15 protein-coding genes and 2 pseudogenes are annotated in these 13,605 nt (G+C 66.6%); 9 read left to right on the plus strand and 8 right to left on the minus strand.

The window, feature by feature from the left end; genetic code table 11:
- Positions 1-458: 458 nt before the first annotated feature.
- Positions 459-659, plus strand: a complete 201-nt coding sequence (locus EBN03_RS34100) for a hypothetical protein (RefSeq protein WP_158675606.1) — start codon at positions 459-461, stop codon at positions 657-659.
- 5 nt (positions 660-664) lie between these two features.
- Positions 665-1,312 (plus strand): cysteine hydrolase family protein, encoded by a 648-nt coding sequence (locus EBN03_RS12560; RefSeq protein ID WP_122188155.1) that lies wholly within the window; start codon positions 665-667, stop codon positions 1,310-1,312.
- 185 nt (positions 1,313-1,497) lie between these two features.
- Here EBN03_RS12560 and EBN03_RS33725 read toward each other — a convergent pair whose 3' ends face one another.
- Both EBN03_RS33725 and EBN03_RS12570 read right to left on the minus strand, forming a co-directional pair.
- Positions 1,498-1,728 (minus strand): hypothetical protein, encoded by a 231-nt coding sequence (locus EBN03_RS33725; protein ID WP_147471562.1) that lies wholly within the window; start codon positions 1,726-1,728, stop codon positions 1,498-1,500.
- Between the two features lie 649 nt (positions 1,729-2,377).
- A complete protein-coding gene (locus tag EBN03_RS12570; RefSeq protein ID WP_233608339.1) occupies positions 2,378-2,845 on the minus strand; it encodes a MarR family winged helix-turn-helix transcriptional regulator in 468 nt (155 codons plus the stop codon).
- A 123-nt stretch (positions 2,846-2,968) separates the two neighbouring features.
- Here EBN03_RS12570 and EBN03_RS12575 point away from each other — a divergent pair, with 123 nt between their 5' ends.
- The 4 genes from EBN03_RS12575 to EBN03_RS35825 all read left to right on the plus strand — a co-directional run bounded on the left by EBN03_RS12575 (position 2,969) and on the right by EBN03_RS35825 (position 5,309).
- The gene (locus EBN03_RS12575; RefSeq protein ID WP_233608340.1) at positions 2,969-3,730 is read left to right on the plus strand and encodes an SDR family NAD(P)-dependent oxidoreductase; all 762 of its coding nucleotides are present in this window, start codon (positions 2,969-2,971) and stop codon (positions 3,728-3,730) included.
- A gap of 43 nt (positions 3,731-3,773) precedes the next feature.
- On the plus strand, positions 3,774-4,142 hold the full coding sequence (locus tag EBN03_RS12580) for a VOC family protein (protein ID WP_122188159.1): 369 nt from the start codon (positions 3,774-3,776) through the stop codon (positions 4,140-4,142).
- Between the two features lie 22 nt (positions 4,143-4,164).
- A complete protein-coding gene (locus tag EBN03_RS12585) occupies positions 4,165-4,821 on the plus strand; it encodes a DUF4386 domain-containing protein (RefSeq protein WP_122188160.1) in 657 nt (218 codons plus the stop codon).
- A 107-nt stretch (positions 4,822-4,928) separates the two neighbouring features.
- A complete protein-coding gene (locus EBN03_RS35825; protein ID WP_407671133.1) occupies positions 4,929-5,309 on the plus strand; it encodes a hypothetical protein in 381 nt (126 codons plus the stop codon).
- Between the two features lie 944 nt (positions 5,310-6,253).
- Here EBN03_RS35825 and EBN03_RS12600 read toward each other — a convergent pair.
- Positions 6,254-7,597 (minus strand): hypothetical protein, encoded by a 1,344-nt coding sequence (locus tag EBN03_RS12600; RefSeq protein WP_147471563.1) that lies wholly within the window; start codon positions 7,595-7,597, stop codon positions 6,254-6,256.
- Between the two features lie 287 nt (positions 7,598-7,884).
- Positions 7,885-8,094, minus strand: a pseudogene (locus EBN03_RS12605) (alpha/beta hydrolase); the annotation flags it as partial.
- 74 nt (positions 8,095-8,168) lie between these two features.
- Between EBN03_RS12605 and EBN03_RS35510 the strand changes: the two are divergent.
- Both EBN03_RS35510 and EBN03_RS35515 read left to right on the plus strand, forming a co-directional pair.
- Positions 8,169-8,621 carry a tyrosine-protein phosphatase gene (locus EBN03_RS35510; protein WP_158675607.1) on the plus strand — a complete coding sequence of 151 codons (453 nt, stop codon included), beginning with the start codon at positions 8,169-8,171 and terminating at the stop codon, positions 8,619-8,621.
- Positions 8,582-8,926: a tyrosine-protein phosphatase gene (locus tag EBN03_RS35515; RefSeq protein WP_158675608.1), complete on the plus strand. Its 345-nt coding sequence runs from the start codon at positions 8,582-8,584 to the stop codon at positions 8,924-8,926. The genes EBN03_RS35510 and EBN03_RS35515 overlap by 40 nt, the downstream gene beginning before the upstream one ends.
- 120 nt (positions 8,927-9,046) lie before the next feature.
- Here the strand turns inward: EBN03_RS35515 and EBN03_RS12620 are convergent, their stop codons facing one another.
- The 4 genes and pseudogenes from EBN03_RS12620 to EBN03_RS12635 form a co-directional block, all read right to left on the minus strand.
- Positions 9,047-9,787 carry a hypothetical protein gene (locus EBN03_RS12620; protein ID WP_122188166.1) on the minus strand — a complete coding sequence of 247 codons (741 nt, stop codon included), beginning with the start codon at positions 9,785-9,787 and terminating at the stop codon, positions 9,047-9,049.
- A 26-nt stretch (positions 9,788-9,813) separates the two neighbouring features.
- Entirely contained in the window at positions 9,814-10,554 is a 741-nt protein-coding gene (locus tag EBN03_RS12625; RefSeq protein ID WP_147471565.1) for a hypothetical protein, read from the minus strand.
- Positions 10,555-11,168: 614 nt separating this feature from the next.
- Entirely contained in the window at positions 11,169-11,792 is a 624-nt protein-coding gene (locus tag EBN03_RS12630) for a TetR/AcrR family transcriptional regulator (RefSeq protein ID WP_122188168.1), read from the minus strand.
- Positions 11,793-11,888: 96 nt separating this feature from the next.
- A pseudogene (locus tag EBN03_RS12635) lies at positions 11,889-12,227 on the minus strand (integrase core domain-containing protein); the annotation flags it as partial.
- Positions 12,228-12,366: 139 nt separating this feature from the next.
- Between EBN03_RS12635 and EBN03_RS12640 the strand changes: the two are divergent.
- Positions 12,367-13,527, plus strand: coding sequence for an alpha/beta hydrolase (locus tag EBN03_RS12640; RefSeq protein WP_158675609.1), 1,161 nt, complete (start codon positions 12,367-12,369; stop codon positions 13,525-13,527).
- Positions 13,528-13,605 lie beyond the last annotated feature (78 nt).

Here is a 13,605-nt window from a genome sequence, read left to right on the forward strand (position 1 = left end):
CCGGACCGGGCAGACTCCTGATCGGAACGGTGGACGGACGAATCCTCGACTGCTCGATTCAGTGAAGCTTCTCCGAACAATCGTTCAAGGCTGCGTGCCGAATGTCGGGTCTGCCTGCTCGCCGCCGGTGGCAGCGTGGCGTCGAACGAACTTCGCCGCGATCACCAAATCCGCGGTCGATCACGCGGATCGACACGACCAAACCCGGTCAGCCGGAGGCTGCGGCGATCCTGGATACCGCGCGGAACACCCGCCACCGCAGCCGCTTTCGAGGCCGCCCACTGCCCGTATCAGCAGGCCCGCAGCTCGATTCTGGGCGGTGACCCGGTCGGCGCGGCACTCCTGCAATCCCTCTATAGGTCCTGAGTTGCTTCAGGTTCAGTGACCACTCACCGGCCGGGGCTCCGCTCGAAGTTGTGAAGCACCGAGTCGCCGTTGCTATCGCGCCTATAGTCCCGGTGCCGGCGCCGATCGAGGTCGATGTCGCGAGATCGCCGGTGCCGGAAGTGACCCACTGCCGCGATCTGGTCTCGGGCGGTTCGTTCATCCTGCCGCGATTGCTGCCGCACCTTTCGGCCCCTGTAGTCGATGCCGCGGGAATAGCGGATCCGATGGTGGCGTTCCGGATCCACGACGGAGATGCGAGCGAAAGGACGTGAGACCGATGCAATACGACCCGAGGACGACCGCGCTGGTTGTGGTGGATCCCTATAACGAGTTTCTCGCCGAGGGGGGTGCGGCGTGGCCGAAGCTGCGGGAGGTCGTCGAACGGGTCGGTGCGCGAGAGCATCTCGAGCAGTTGGTCGGGGCGGCGCGTGCGGCGGGGATCACGGTGGTGTACGCGCCGCACCGGCGGTGGCGCGACGGGGACGGGGACGGATGGACGCGGGCCAGCCGGCCACACGGCGCGGTCGTGCAGGCACATCTATTCGCCGAAGGCAGCTTCGGCGGCCAGTGGTATCCGCCGCTCGCGCCGACGGCGGGCGACGTTGTGGCTTATGAACATTGGGGGATGGGCGGATTCGCCAACACCGATCTCGACCTGCAGCTTCGTATGCGTGGTGTGGAACGCATCGTGCTGGCGGGCATGACAGCACCCGGATGCGTCGAGAGCACCGCACGCCAGGCGCTGGAACTGGGTTATCTGATCACCTTGGTCACCGACGCCACTGCCGCCTACACCGATGAGATGATGCACGCCGCGCACGAGGTGACCGGTCCGCTGTTTGCGGAGTACATCGTGGATACCGAGACGGTTCTCGCGGCGATGGGCACCACTGCGGAGGAGGAAGTGGCCGCGCTTGCGCGCTGACGGCGCTCGGGTCGCCCGGACCGCTCAGCTCGCTTGAGTTGCTCAGGTGAAGTGACCATTCAGGCTATCCGGCTGGTGCAATGAAAGACGGTGTCTATCGGGGCATTCCGGACGGGAGCCTGTCGAAGGTGTCGGGCAGAAGAGATTCGGGTGCCCTCGGGCGAAGTCGGTGCCGTGACCCTCGCTCAGTCCTCGACAGGTCGGGTCTCGGTCTCGTCTGGTGATACTGATTGTTGTTGGGCTGCATACCGTTCCAGGATTTCGTAAATCACCCTGCCCTGTTGGGCGGCGAGACGTTGACGTACTCGGCCCTCGACCAGGCGTATTTCGAAGATTGCGGTGGGCTCGTCGGCCTTGCGCCGACGGCTTCGAACGTGTTCGCCGGCGGGTTGGCCTTCCTGGTTGGCCTCGGACATACGGCCAGTATGCGCTGGTGGGCGGTCTTGTGTTTCCATCCCTGCGTATCCCCCAGGGCGCTGGGAGGGGAACGCGTCTGACTTGCGTTTTCTCGATCGGTGTCCTCTGTGGAGGCTCGCGTGTCGAACATGCGTAACGCTTTTGACCTGCTGAGACGGCTGTCGCGGGTGTAGCGACCCCGGTCGGGTGAGTGCCCCCTATGGGGCGCGAACCTGCGACGTACGACCTGGGAATTTCCTCCCGGAGCACCTGATCTGTTCGAACCTGCGACGCCAAAGATCGCCCTGACATGCGGAAACGACTGTCGCGGCAAGTCCGCAGTAAGCGAACACCCGACCGGGCAGTCCCGTCGGCTCTGTCGATCCAGCGGGACTTGTGTCCCCCATCTCGGTGCTTCTGTCAGCCGCCATCCGCTCATGCCGAGCACCAGCGATCGGTGGAGCGACTGTTCCGGGACAAGATCGCCGAGGGCCTGTTGCCGGCGGAAGCTGGTGTCGCGGTGGGGTATCGCCTGTCAAGTTGGTCGTGGTAACCGGTGCAGCACCAGCGGCCGGACCAGAGTACGAGCGCCTTCAGCACCGGGCCGAGGACCGGGATTCCGTCCGCGCTACCGGTTTCCATGATTGTCCACACGATAACCATGGGTGTTCAGGTGATGGCTGTGGCCTCGGGGCGCAGCGCGTCGCGCAGGATGCGCAGGGCCGCGAGCAGGCTGTCGAGTTGATCGGGGGGTAGTTGTTCGATGAACCAGTGCTGCACGGCGGCACGGTATTCGGGCAGGGCCTGGCCGAGCCGGGCGTCTCCCTCCTGGGTGAGCGTGGCATAGGTGTTGCGCCGGTCTGCGGGGTCGGTTTCACGCACGACCAGGCCGTTGCGTTGCAGCCGGTCGACGAGTCGGGTGACACCGCTGGTGGACAGCCCGGTTTGGGTGGCCAGATCGACCATCCGCAGCCGGCGGCCGGGGGATCGGCTCAGCCGCTGTAAGGCGTTCATCTCCAGGCCGGACAGTCCGTGGTCGCGCCAGGTGGGTTCGAGTTTGGCGATCAAGCCTTCATGGGTCTCGAACAACAGCCCCATCACGGTGATGGGGTCACGGTCACTGGGGGCTTCGGTCACTGGCCAAGCGTAGCCCAAACAGTTGCCTTGTGGATGGTTGACAAGTGGAACATTGTATGTGGATACTTGCCTTGCGGATGATCCGCAAGGCAAGTATCCACAACGCAAGTATTGGAGAGAATGATGACCAGCTACCCCGACCTCAACGGCAAGATCGCCCTCGTGACCGGCGGATCCCGCGGTATCGGCGCTGCCACCGCCCGTGCGCTGGCAGCAGAGGGAGCGCGCGTCGGTGTCGTCGGGCGCGACGCAACAGCCCTGAAACAGGTGGTTACCGAGATCGCCGCCAGCGGTGGCACCGCCGAGGCGTTCGTCGCGGACCTCACCGACGCGGCCGCAGTCACCCAGTTGCGCGACCAGGTGAGCGCCGCGCTGGGCGAGGTGGATGTGCTCGGAGCCTTCGCCGGTGGTCAGGGATTCCCCGCACCGACACCCTCGCTCACCGAGCAGCGTTGGCGTGAGGTCCTCGATTCCGAACTGACCTCAGCTTTCTTGACCGTGCAGGCATTCCTTCCGTCGATGATCGATCGGTCCCGCGGATCGATCCTGCTGATGTCGTCCTCGGCCGGACGACAGCCCGGCCAAGCGAATCTGGCCTACGGGGTGGCCAATGCGGGCCTGGTGATGCTCGCCCGACATCTGGCAGGCGAGGTCGGCCCCCACGGCGTCCGGGTCAACTGCCTGGCGCCGTCGTCGATCCTGACCGAGACCGTCGAAGCCCGGATGCCTGATCAGGTCAAACAGCAGGTAGCCGACATGCACCCGCTGCGCCGCATGGGCACTCCCACCGACGTCGCTCAGGCCGCATTGTTCCTGGCTTCGGAAGCCTCGTCATACCTGACCGGACTGACCGTCGACGTGGCCGGCGGGCGCATCACCAATTGACCCGCACCAGCGGCCCCACACCCGCGGACAAGGACAGCCCCTGATGAGCATCGCCTTCGACCACACCATCATCTGGGCCACGGACAAGGCCGCATCGGCGACCTTTCTAGCCCATATCCTCGGCGTCGAGGTCGGTCCGCGCACCGGCCCGTTCCTGCCGGTCCGGCTCGATAACGACGTGACCCTCGACTACGCCGACACCGCCGAACCCCGCCCCCAGCACTACGCCTTCACCGTCGACGCGGCGCGCTTCACCGCGGCGCTAGCTCGCATTCAAGCCGCAGGCGTGCCGTACTACGCGGACCCGTTCCACTACCTACCCGGCCGCACCAACACCGACAACGGCGGCCGCGGAGTCTATTTCGCCGACCCCGACGGCCACAACATGGAACTGCTGACCACCCCCTGCTGAACCTCACTCCAAGGACACCGCCATGACCTTCACCGTCGCCATCACGGCCACCACCCGCCCCACCGGACCGCGCACCTCGGCTCGCCTCGCCGTCTCCGCATTCGCCGCAACCACCCTCGGCTACGTGATCATCAACAAGTCGATGCCCCATCCCGGGGCGACCGCAACGACGATCCGGGCCTACACCGACGGCCACCACACCACGGTCCTGGTCGGAAGCCTGCTGCTTGTCGCGTCGGCCGCCGCGCTGGCGGCAGCCGCCGCCATCCTTCGCCGCGGAGCGCACGCCGGCACGGCCGTCACCACGGCGGTGACCGGGGCGATGCTCGCGGCCGCCGCCTTGACCATCAGCGCATTCGCCACCGTGATCTCGGCCCGGCCCGGCCTCGACGACGCCACGGTGACCGCCTGGGCGCATGGCGCGTTCCTGGCGGGCGGCCCCGCATATGCCGCCGGATTCGGATTGATGACGGCCGGCCTCGCGCTGGCAGGTAGATCGGCCGGGACCATGGCTCGCTACCTCATATACACCGCAGCCGTCCTGGTTCCGGTCGCGGCGGTATCCGTGCTGACCGTCGCGCTCCCCGCCTGCGCCTACCTACTGCCGGTGGTGCGATTCGGCGGAATGCTCTGGATGCTCGCGGCCCTGCCGTCGATCACCACAGGTCGCCGGCGCTGACCGTCACACAGCACCGGCAAGACACATCGACGAACACGCGCATCGAACCCCGTTCCGCCCGAGCGGCCGGGGGTCGATTCCGTTGGCAACCAAAGATACGGTCAGGGATGTACCTTCCTGGACTACGCCGGTATCCGGTTGGGCCGGGGCGTGATGATCGGCCCGAAGGCTACGTTCATCACCATGGGCCAGCCAGTGGACCCGGAGGAACGGCGCCAATTCCTCACCGGTGCACCAATAGATGTGGCGGAAACGTGTGGATCGGTGCCGGAGCGATGATCCTGCCCGAGGTCAGCATCGGGCGGGACGCCGTGGTCGCCGCCGGTGCAGTCGTGGCCGATGACGTGCCGGCGAGGACCCAACTGTCCGGCGTTTCCAATCTCGACGCACAGCGGCCTTGGGGTCAGCCACCAAGGCGACTCACCTTGCTGCACAGCATCTTGGCTCTTGTTGATGTCGGTGCCGACCCAAGATTGGGTCGGCATTGACAGTTGATCGGCGAGACGTTCGCCGTCCTTACCGCCGACCGTGCGAAATTCGTGGATTACGCCGGGGTGGTGCGCGATCCGCCGCTAGTGCGAATCGTGTTCACCGGGATCTTGGTCGACCGTGTCGGTCATGCCGCCGGTATGCGCGCCGAGGGATCTCCAGGTTCCAGTCCCTGGCTCGCCGACGACCGCCGGACACCTGACATCGCCAGATACTCGGTCTGCTGCCTGAATCTGTTGGGCTACGCTGAGCGAGCGCCCGGACTCCAGAGCGTTTCCGGATTCTCACCCGGCCCGCCGACCTGCGGTGTTAGCTGACAGCAACCCCCGAGGGCACGAACCTGCGACTGGTGACCTGCGGTTTTCCGATTCCCGAATGTGTGTTGCTACTTGCGCAAGCCCCTGACCTGCGGCTTTGCGTCGCAGGTTGAGCGCCCCCGGCGGGGCACTATAAGGATGGGAACAGGGTGACCAGCGATTTTCGTGGGGGACGTTGACGATCGAAGCGGGATTCGACTGTCCGAGACGAGATTGATCCTGTCGATCGGGTTGGGCGGGATCAGTGGGCGGCTCTGGCTGGTCATGAGGCAGCCGGGGAGGCGGGGTTGGCTGCCGCTGGCGGTGTAGCGGCTGAGGTAGAGCTCTCGGGGCGGCACGGCCCGTGCGACGGCGTTGTGCAAACGCTCGGACCGCCAGCGACGATTTCGTACTGGAGTCGATGGAGTCCATCACCGGTCGTGCGCATCGATCCTCATGCGTCGTCGAGGTGTGCGGTGACGGGGCCGGGTTGAGGATGTTGATCGCCGAAGCGAGTACGTCGCCGATATGGCGGCCGGCCTTTTGCACCAGCTTGTAGCGTGTCGCCGTCGCCGGCCCGGATCAGCTCGACGAATTCCGGTAGCTCGGCGACCGGGTGGCCGGTGTCAGCGAGGTCGCCGCCGTGCTTAGGTCGGATGATTCGTTGGCCTCAACCAGCGGACCAGGACCACGCCCAGCCCGCACAGTGCCGCGATCACCGCAACCAAAATGCCTGGTGTGTGGCCGACGCCTTGGTGGGGGTCGCGGTAGAACCGTTCCATGTGGCCGCGGCTACTCAGGCCTCGCCCGCGCAGCGCCACCAGCGAGTACGGCACTACCAACGCCGCGATCGCCTGTACTGTGCCGACAACACTGCGAGTAACGGTGGATCCGAAACAGTATCCGGCAACCAGCGCCAAGAGCAGGCAACCGATCACGGGAACCATTGCGTCGGTGGCGTCGGTGACGAAGATGCCGAACAGGCTGGCTGCTATGGACGCCGTGATCGATAGTAGCGACGCCGGCCACCGACTCCCCAGCGTGAGTCCGAGCGCGACTGCGGCGAATACACAGGGCACGATCCAGGCCGGGCGGGGGACTGTGACCACGGTGAACGCTGTGGCGCCTACCGCCAGCGCTTGCAGCGTCAGAATCCCATCGCGCCCAGGCAGCAGCAATGCTGCGGCCCACCCCGCCAACACGATCAAGATGACACCGGCGATGTTCCCTGACAGTCCAGCTCGATGGCGGTCCAGCCAGTCCGATACTTCGATGATCGTGATCAGCACGACCGTTATCGCGAGGATCGGGGCAATCGGGAACCCGAGCAGCATGGTGGAGGCTGTCCTCGCGACCTTGGTGCGGTGCCAGTACAGGCACACTCCGAGCATGATCGCGGTGAACGCCAGCAGCCATGTCGGCGGGACGCCGGCGGCGAGCCGGCCCAGTGTCGACGCCTCGCCCTTCGGGATCTCGACCCCGGCGCCGATGACGATGCCGGTCAGCACACCGGACAGATAAGCCGGGGCGCGACCTCGAAAGTGCAGGCTCACTGCGGCCAGAGCACCCAACATCGCACCAGCGGCCAGGCAGTCGACGAAGTTGCGCAACTCCAGCGTGCCGACGCCCATACGGCTTGCGGGTAGTGCTGAGTCGACCAGTAACAGTAGGGCGCAGATTGTGCAGAGGCTCCACGCGAAACGCGCTCCCGCGACTGCCGCGAAGGAGGCCGCGCCGACGGCCAGGGCTGCCGCGGCCATCATCGCCTCCGGCAGATTGAAGATCACGATGGTGGTCTCCAGCGCCGGACCGACACTGAGCGTCCCCAGGTCCAGCGGGGTGAGCAGTGCCAACCCGGCGATGTAGGCCCCACAGAAGACGGCGAAGGACTCGACGAGCGCGTGCCGGGGTCCGCGATGTGCTTTCGGTGGGCGGCGCGGGGTGGCGAGTCCGACTGCGTACTCAGGTACCGAATCGTTCGCATCCGGCACGGCCACCCCTCCTTAGCTGTAGCTAATAGTTGGCTAGCTCAATTACGGTAGCACCCACCTAACTCCGGCCGGGGTGCTCGACCGGGCTCCGCCGGCTTGGCCTCCGTGAGGCGGTCCGAAGGAGCCGCCCGGCCCGGCGTCAGGTCCGATCCTGGAGGTTCTCATGCCCACAGCCGACGACACGCGGTCAGCCGCCATGGAAGTTCGCCGAACCCGGTATCCACTACATCGGGACGATCGTGACCAGGCCTTATGGGACACGAGGCGCAACGTCGTGTGGTTGTAGGTCAAGGGGTGATGGGGAGGAGGCGCGAGACGTATCGCTCGATGGAGGCGAGAGCGGCGGGTTCACCGGGACGGTTGAGGTGACCGTGCCTGGTGCCGGGCTCGGTGGTGACCTCGATCTCGGCACCCGGGGCGCGGAGCGCCCGGGCGAAGTCCTCGCCCGAGACGCGGAGTTCATCGATGTCGGCAGTGATCATGATGGTCGGTGGAAATCCCCCGAGCTGCTTCTTTCACCTGGTTCGCCGACATGGTCCGAACCAGGGTCGTTCCCGCCGTGCCTGTCGCAATGTCGGCCGGCGATCATCTGGGGATCGATCTGCCCGGCGTCCGCAACGCGCGCGGAGTCGGTGGGCTGCGCACCGTATACGGTCGAATCGTGAAGAACGGCAGGGTATTCCGTAGCGCTGGCCTGCACAGGCTCGGCGACGAGGGGCCCGCGGCGCTCTCCGCGCTGGACATCACGACCGTGCTCGACCTGCGCTCGGGCGAAGAGGTTCGGCGCGCACCCGACGAGGTGGGCGCGGCCGAGGTGGTGCAACTATCACTGCACGACCCACTCGACCCGGATGGTGAGGCCACGGTCGACGCCGCCGCAGCAACGACATCGCTGCGCGACATCTATCTCAAGATCGTGCGCGAGCGAGGCGAGGCGCTCGCGGCCGGCGTACGGGAGGTCGCGGTCTCCGACGGTGCTGCCTGGTGCATTGCACGCTCGGCAAGGACCGCACCGGGGTGTTGATCGCGGTGCTGCTCGCCGCGATCGGCGTACGCGACGACGACATCGAGCGCACCTACGCGCAGTCGTCGGCTTTGCTCGGCGACGGATTCATCGACGAGCTCGCCGCGGTACTCGGCCCCGAGCTGACCGCGGGAAGCGCGCGGTCCGAAGCCGCGCTCGAAGCGATCCTCGCCTCACCGGCGGCGTACATCCAGGACATTCTCGCGCACATCCGGTACGACCACGGCACCGTCGCTGCGTACCTGCTCGCGAACGGGCTCGAACCCGAGGAACTCGAGCGTGTACGAAACAAGCTCGTCGGGTGAACCGGATCTCGATGGGAATTGGCTGGTCCGCCCGGGATGGTGGCCGGAGCGTGCTTCGCCGCGGCGGTGGCGCTTACGCCGCGACGGTCGGGGCCGCGGCGTAAGCGTCTCGTCACCGGGTCAGTGGTGGCCGGAACCGGTGGCGGAGCCGGTGATCAACTGCTTGAGCGGTATCGGCGGTATCCGCAGGTTGGCGTTGGGTATGCGGTCGCCGACCGGATCCTGTGATCCGTTCTGGTCTGTGTCGGGGCGCCCATCGGGTGCGGTCTGCACGGTCGAGAGATATTTCCATGCCCCGTTGGCCAACGCCGCGCCGCCGAAGCCGAGAGTGCCTGCGAGCATGCCGCCGCCCGCGAAGGCCATGACGGTGGCCGGGGTGGTGGCCAGGCATCCGGGGCCGACCACGATGCACGATCCCAGTCCGATAGCGGCGCCGACGAGGGCGCCGATCACGAATCCGGCGACTGTCCCGGTAAGCATGCCGGTGCTCATGGTCGATACGAATTCGCTGAGAGCGTGCTGGTTCGTCATGGCAGAGGCGATGGGCCGCAGCCCGGTGTCGGGAGTCAGGGCGAGGGTCCGCCCGTCGTCGCTGATCCGCTGGATCAGCGGATGGCGCGCCCCGTCGAGCTCGAAGGCCAATGGCAGCGTGAAGATGTCACGTCCGCTGTTGTCGCGTGCCGTGACAGCTTGCGAGTCGGGCGCGAGGGCGAACGTGGCATTGTCGAGGACTGTGACGACCGAGTCGCCGACTATGCCGGCCTGGTACTGGGCGTCCGTCTCGGCGTAGGCGGGCGCGGCGGCGACGGTCATCGCCCCGGCTATGGTGAGCGTCGCGAAAGCCGTTGTGCGGAAATTCATTCCGGTCTCCCTGCTGGACGTGGCGGTCAGTTCGCGGGTGCGGTCTGAGCGGCGTCCGTGTTGCCCTGGACGTACGGCGCGTACTTGCTCGTACCGGGCGCGGCTTGCTGGGTGGTCCAGTAGTCGAACGCCGCCGCGGCGGCGGCGGGTCCGCCCACCAGGATCAGCCCGGCGAGCCCGCCCGCGGCCGCGACCATGCTGACGATCGGCAGTACCGCCACCACGCAACCGAGGCCGAGGACCAGGCAGGAGGCCCCCGCCACGCCGAAGCCGACACCGATCCCGGCAACCGCGCCGACGGCGGTGCCGATCAGGCTCCCGATGGACGTACCCAGGCTCACCTGATTGATGAGATCGTTCATGGCGAGCTGGTTCTCCAGCGGCAACGCGACGGGCTCCGCAGCCACCGGCCGCAGCGCGGCGCGGTCCAGGCCGGCGAGGTCGGGCACCAGCCGAAGCGTGTGGCCGTCGGCAGCGATCTGCTGACGCAGCGACAAGCGCTGACCGTCGAGGGTGAACGACAGCGGCAGCGTGTCCACGGTCTGCCCTGCGACATCACGGACAGCCACCGACTGCTGGTCGCTCGAGAGCTCGAAGGCACCGTTCGTCAGTGTGGTGACGACGGTGTCACCGACCAGGTCTGCGCGATAGTTCACCGCTGGGGCGGCGACGTCGGGAGCGGCGGTGGCTGTAGTGGCGCCGCCGATGACGCTGACGGCCGCGAGGGCCGCCGCGGCGGCCGTCAAAGTCGCTGACTGAAGGTTCATACGTACTTCCTCATCTCCTGCTCCAGCCGGTAGGCGTATTGGATGGCTACCGGTAGGCAACTTGCCCGCGACAACGGGCGATCGACGCGAAGCGCCGCGGGCACTGCGAAAGCGGTAACTCGCGTTGATTGCTTCGCGATGCGCGACACTAGCTTACTTATCATTCCGTAGGCTAGCTTTCGCCGTTCATCACCAGTGCCACGTCGGGTCGGTTCTTGTGCCGAGTACAGGCAGGATCGACGCGGAACTCGCGCGGCCCGGGAATGCGAGTGCGCTCAGGGCGGTCACGGTATCGGCGTTGGCCCTGGCTGTCGCGGAGTAGGTGTGCGCTGCGCTGGGCGACATGAGCGTCACGCCACTGTGGTCGACGTCGCCGCTGGATCGAACTGCCCCGAGATGCACTGCAAAGGGCGATCTGCAGCTACTGTCCGGCGCCTCGGCAACCGCGCCAGTCCCCGCAGGGCCGTACTCACCGCCGAGCGACCGAACCGGTTCTACAGACCGGGCTTGCCGGCGCCGGGTGGCCCTGGACTGCTAACGGTCTGCTCGAGTAGAGCTACACTCCCGACCACCGTGACGAGCAGGTCCAGCGATGGCCCAAGCGGCGGACCGGATCAGGGATTCGGGAGATCGAGTTGCTTGGCCAGCAGGCCGGCGAAGGTTCGCATGCCTGCGACCATGTCGAAATTCTCGTCGAGCAGCCACAGGTGTTCGAGTCCGACCAAGGTGGCGATGATCAGATCGGCCAGACCGGCGGTGTCGTCGGTTCCGGCGGCCGAGGTTTCGCCGGGCCGCGTGCGCTCGGCCATGGCCTGGATCGCGATACGCAGCCGGTCCATTCGTGCGCGCGACCATTCAGCGGCCATTTCGGCGCCGTCGCCCGGCGCGAGCGCGCACAGGTGTTCCAAGCGAATGACCTCGCGGCTGCGCGGGCTCTCCTGATTCTCCTGGACGGTCAGCACGAGAAGTCTCACTGCGTCGGCGACTGTGAGGTCTTCGTAGGCGGGCCCCTGTTCGTCGGTGAAGAGCCGGCCTTCATTGGCCAGCACTGCCAACAGCAGCGTGCGTTTGTCCGGGAAATGGTGCAGGACACCGGGTGCCGACAGGCCGACTGCTTTCGCGACGGCGGCGATCGAGGTGCCCGCGTAGCCGCGTTCGGAAAACAGCTCGAGCGCCGCGTCCAGGATTCGAGTGCGGGTTTCGCGCCCGGCCTGGTCGGCGCCGAAGGTGCGGGCCACCGTGTCCCCCTTTCCCGTTGTCGCGTCCGCGCAATCCTATAGGGGTACCTCCGTGTGACGAACGACGGTGCATCGCGCGGAGCGGTATGTAGGTCGCTAGATGTACTGACCGGGACCTTGATCAACCGCGTGAAGGGTGGCTGGCTTGCGCAAGCCGTGCGGGGTCGGGTGATGGTTGTAGTGGTGCAGCCACTCAACAGCGCCGCGTCGTTCTGTCTCTGAGCGGGAGAAGCGGGCGTAAGTCCACCCGTCGGCCATTGTGTGGTGGAAGCGTTCGATCTTCCCGTTCGTCTGGGGTCGATACGGGCGCCTGTACTTTGGCCGGATCGACAGTGCCTCGCAGGTATCTCGCCACAGGTGTGACCGGTAGGCGCCGCAGTTGTCGGACAGCGCTCGCTGGATTGTGAACCCGCGCGCGACGAACCAATCGCCCGCTCAGGACAAGCATCCCTACTTAACGTTTAGTAAGTCTGTTATTCTTCCCGAAGGATCGCCGGAAGTCGCGGACTGCTGGTCATCTGTGCAATGGCTGGCCCGAGCGCACGCGGACGGGCCGGAACCTGATGGAGGATTCATGCAGTTGGTCACTTGGCGGACACGGGTTTTCACGGCGGCCCTGGCGGCGACGGGTGCGTTGCTGGCCATTCCGGGCAGCCCCGCCCAGGCTGATCCGGCGGGCACCGAGATCGCCACCACCGCACTACCGGACGGTTTCCGCGGCCTGTCGAACGGCACGATCATCGACTACTGGACCACCCGCTCCAGCGGTGAACCGGTGAAGGCCAGTGGCGCGCTGTTCGTCCCGTCCGGGCCCACACCCGCGGGCGGCTGGCCGATCATGGCCTACGACCACGGCACCGCCGGCCTCGGCCCGGGCTGCGGCGGACAGACCGACGACACGAAGCTGAGCCGACCGTTCGAAGACAACCTGATCCAGTACTTCGTGGGCAAGGGCTTCGCGGTAGTCGCCCCCGACCTCCTCGGACTGGGCCGCTTCGACACCGGACCACACCCCTACCTGGAGATCAGCAGCGGGGTGAGCGCCACCGTCGACATGGTCCACGCGGCGCGCGCCGCGAACCCGGAACTGTCGCGCACCTGGGCGGTGACCGGCGGCTCGGCCGGTGGACAGCCCGCCTTGGGTGCCGCGCACGATCACGCGGCACTCGCACCCGACCTGGACTTCCGTGGCGTCATCGCCATCGATCCGGAATCGGACGTGGAGGAGGTTTCACCGTTCGTCGGCCCGTGGGTGCCCGCGATCCCGGGTCCGGCGGGGGCTGCGGTGAACGGGTTCACCATCAGCATGATCGACGGGCTGCGTACCACCCACCCCGAGGCCGATGTCGACAGTTACCTCAGCCCTCGCGGCAAACAGCTCCTGGACGACTCGGAAAGCCTGTGCATCGCCGACATCATGAAATTGGCTGCCGGTGTCAGCATGGGCGACTTGTTCTCCCGGCCACTGAACACCCCCCAATTTCAGGCCGCGATGAACGAGTACATGACCGTCCCGGTCGACGGCTACGACACGCCGATGCTGTTGCTGCTCAACACCAATGACATCACCGTGCCGTCTCCACTCCACGCCGCGCTGTTCGCGCAGCTCACCGCCAACCACGTCGACTTCCAGGCTGTGGTCGGCACCGGCGCCCACACCAAGCTGAACCCCCAGATGTGGGACGCCATCAACGCCTTCACCGACCACATCCTGGCCACACCCACCCAACCCTGACCCGGCGACGATCCCACCGCCCGGGCGACAACGAACACTCGGCGACCCTTCGAACGTGAGCCCGCAAGGCTCGCGTGG

Source organism: Nocardia stercoris, assembly GCF_003696265.1.
Classification (GTDB): domain Bacteria; phylum Actinomycetota; class Actinomycetes; order Mycobacteriales; family Mycobacteriaceae; genus Nocardia; species Nocardia stercoris.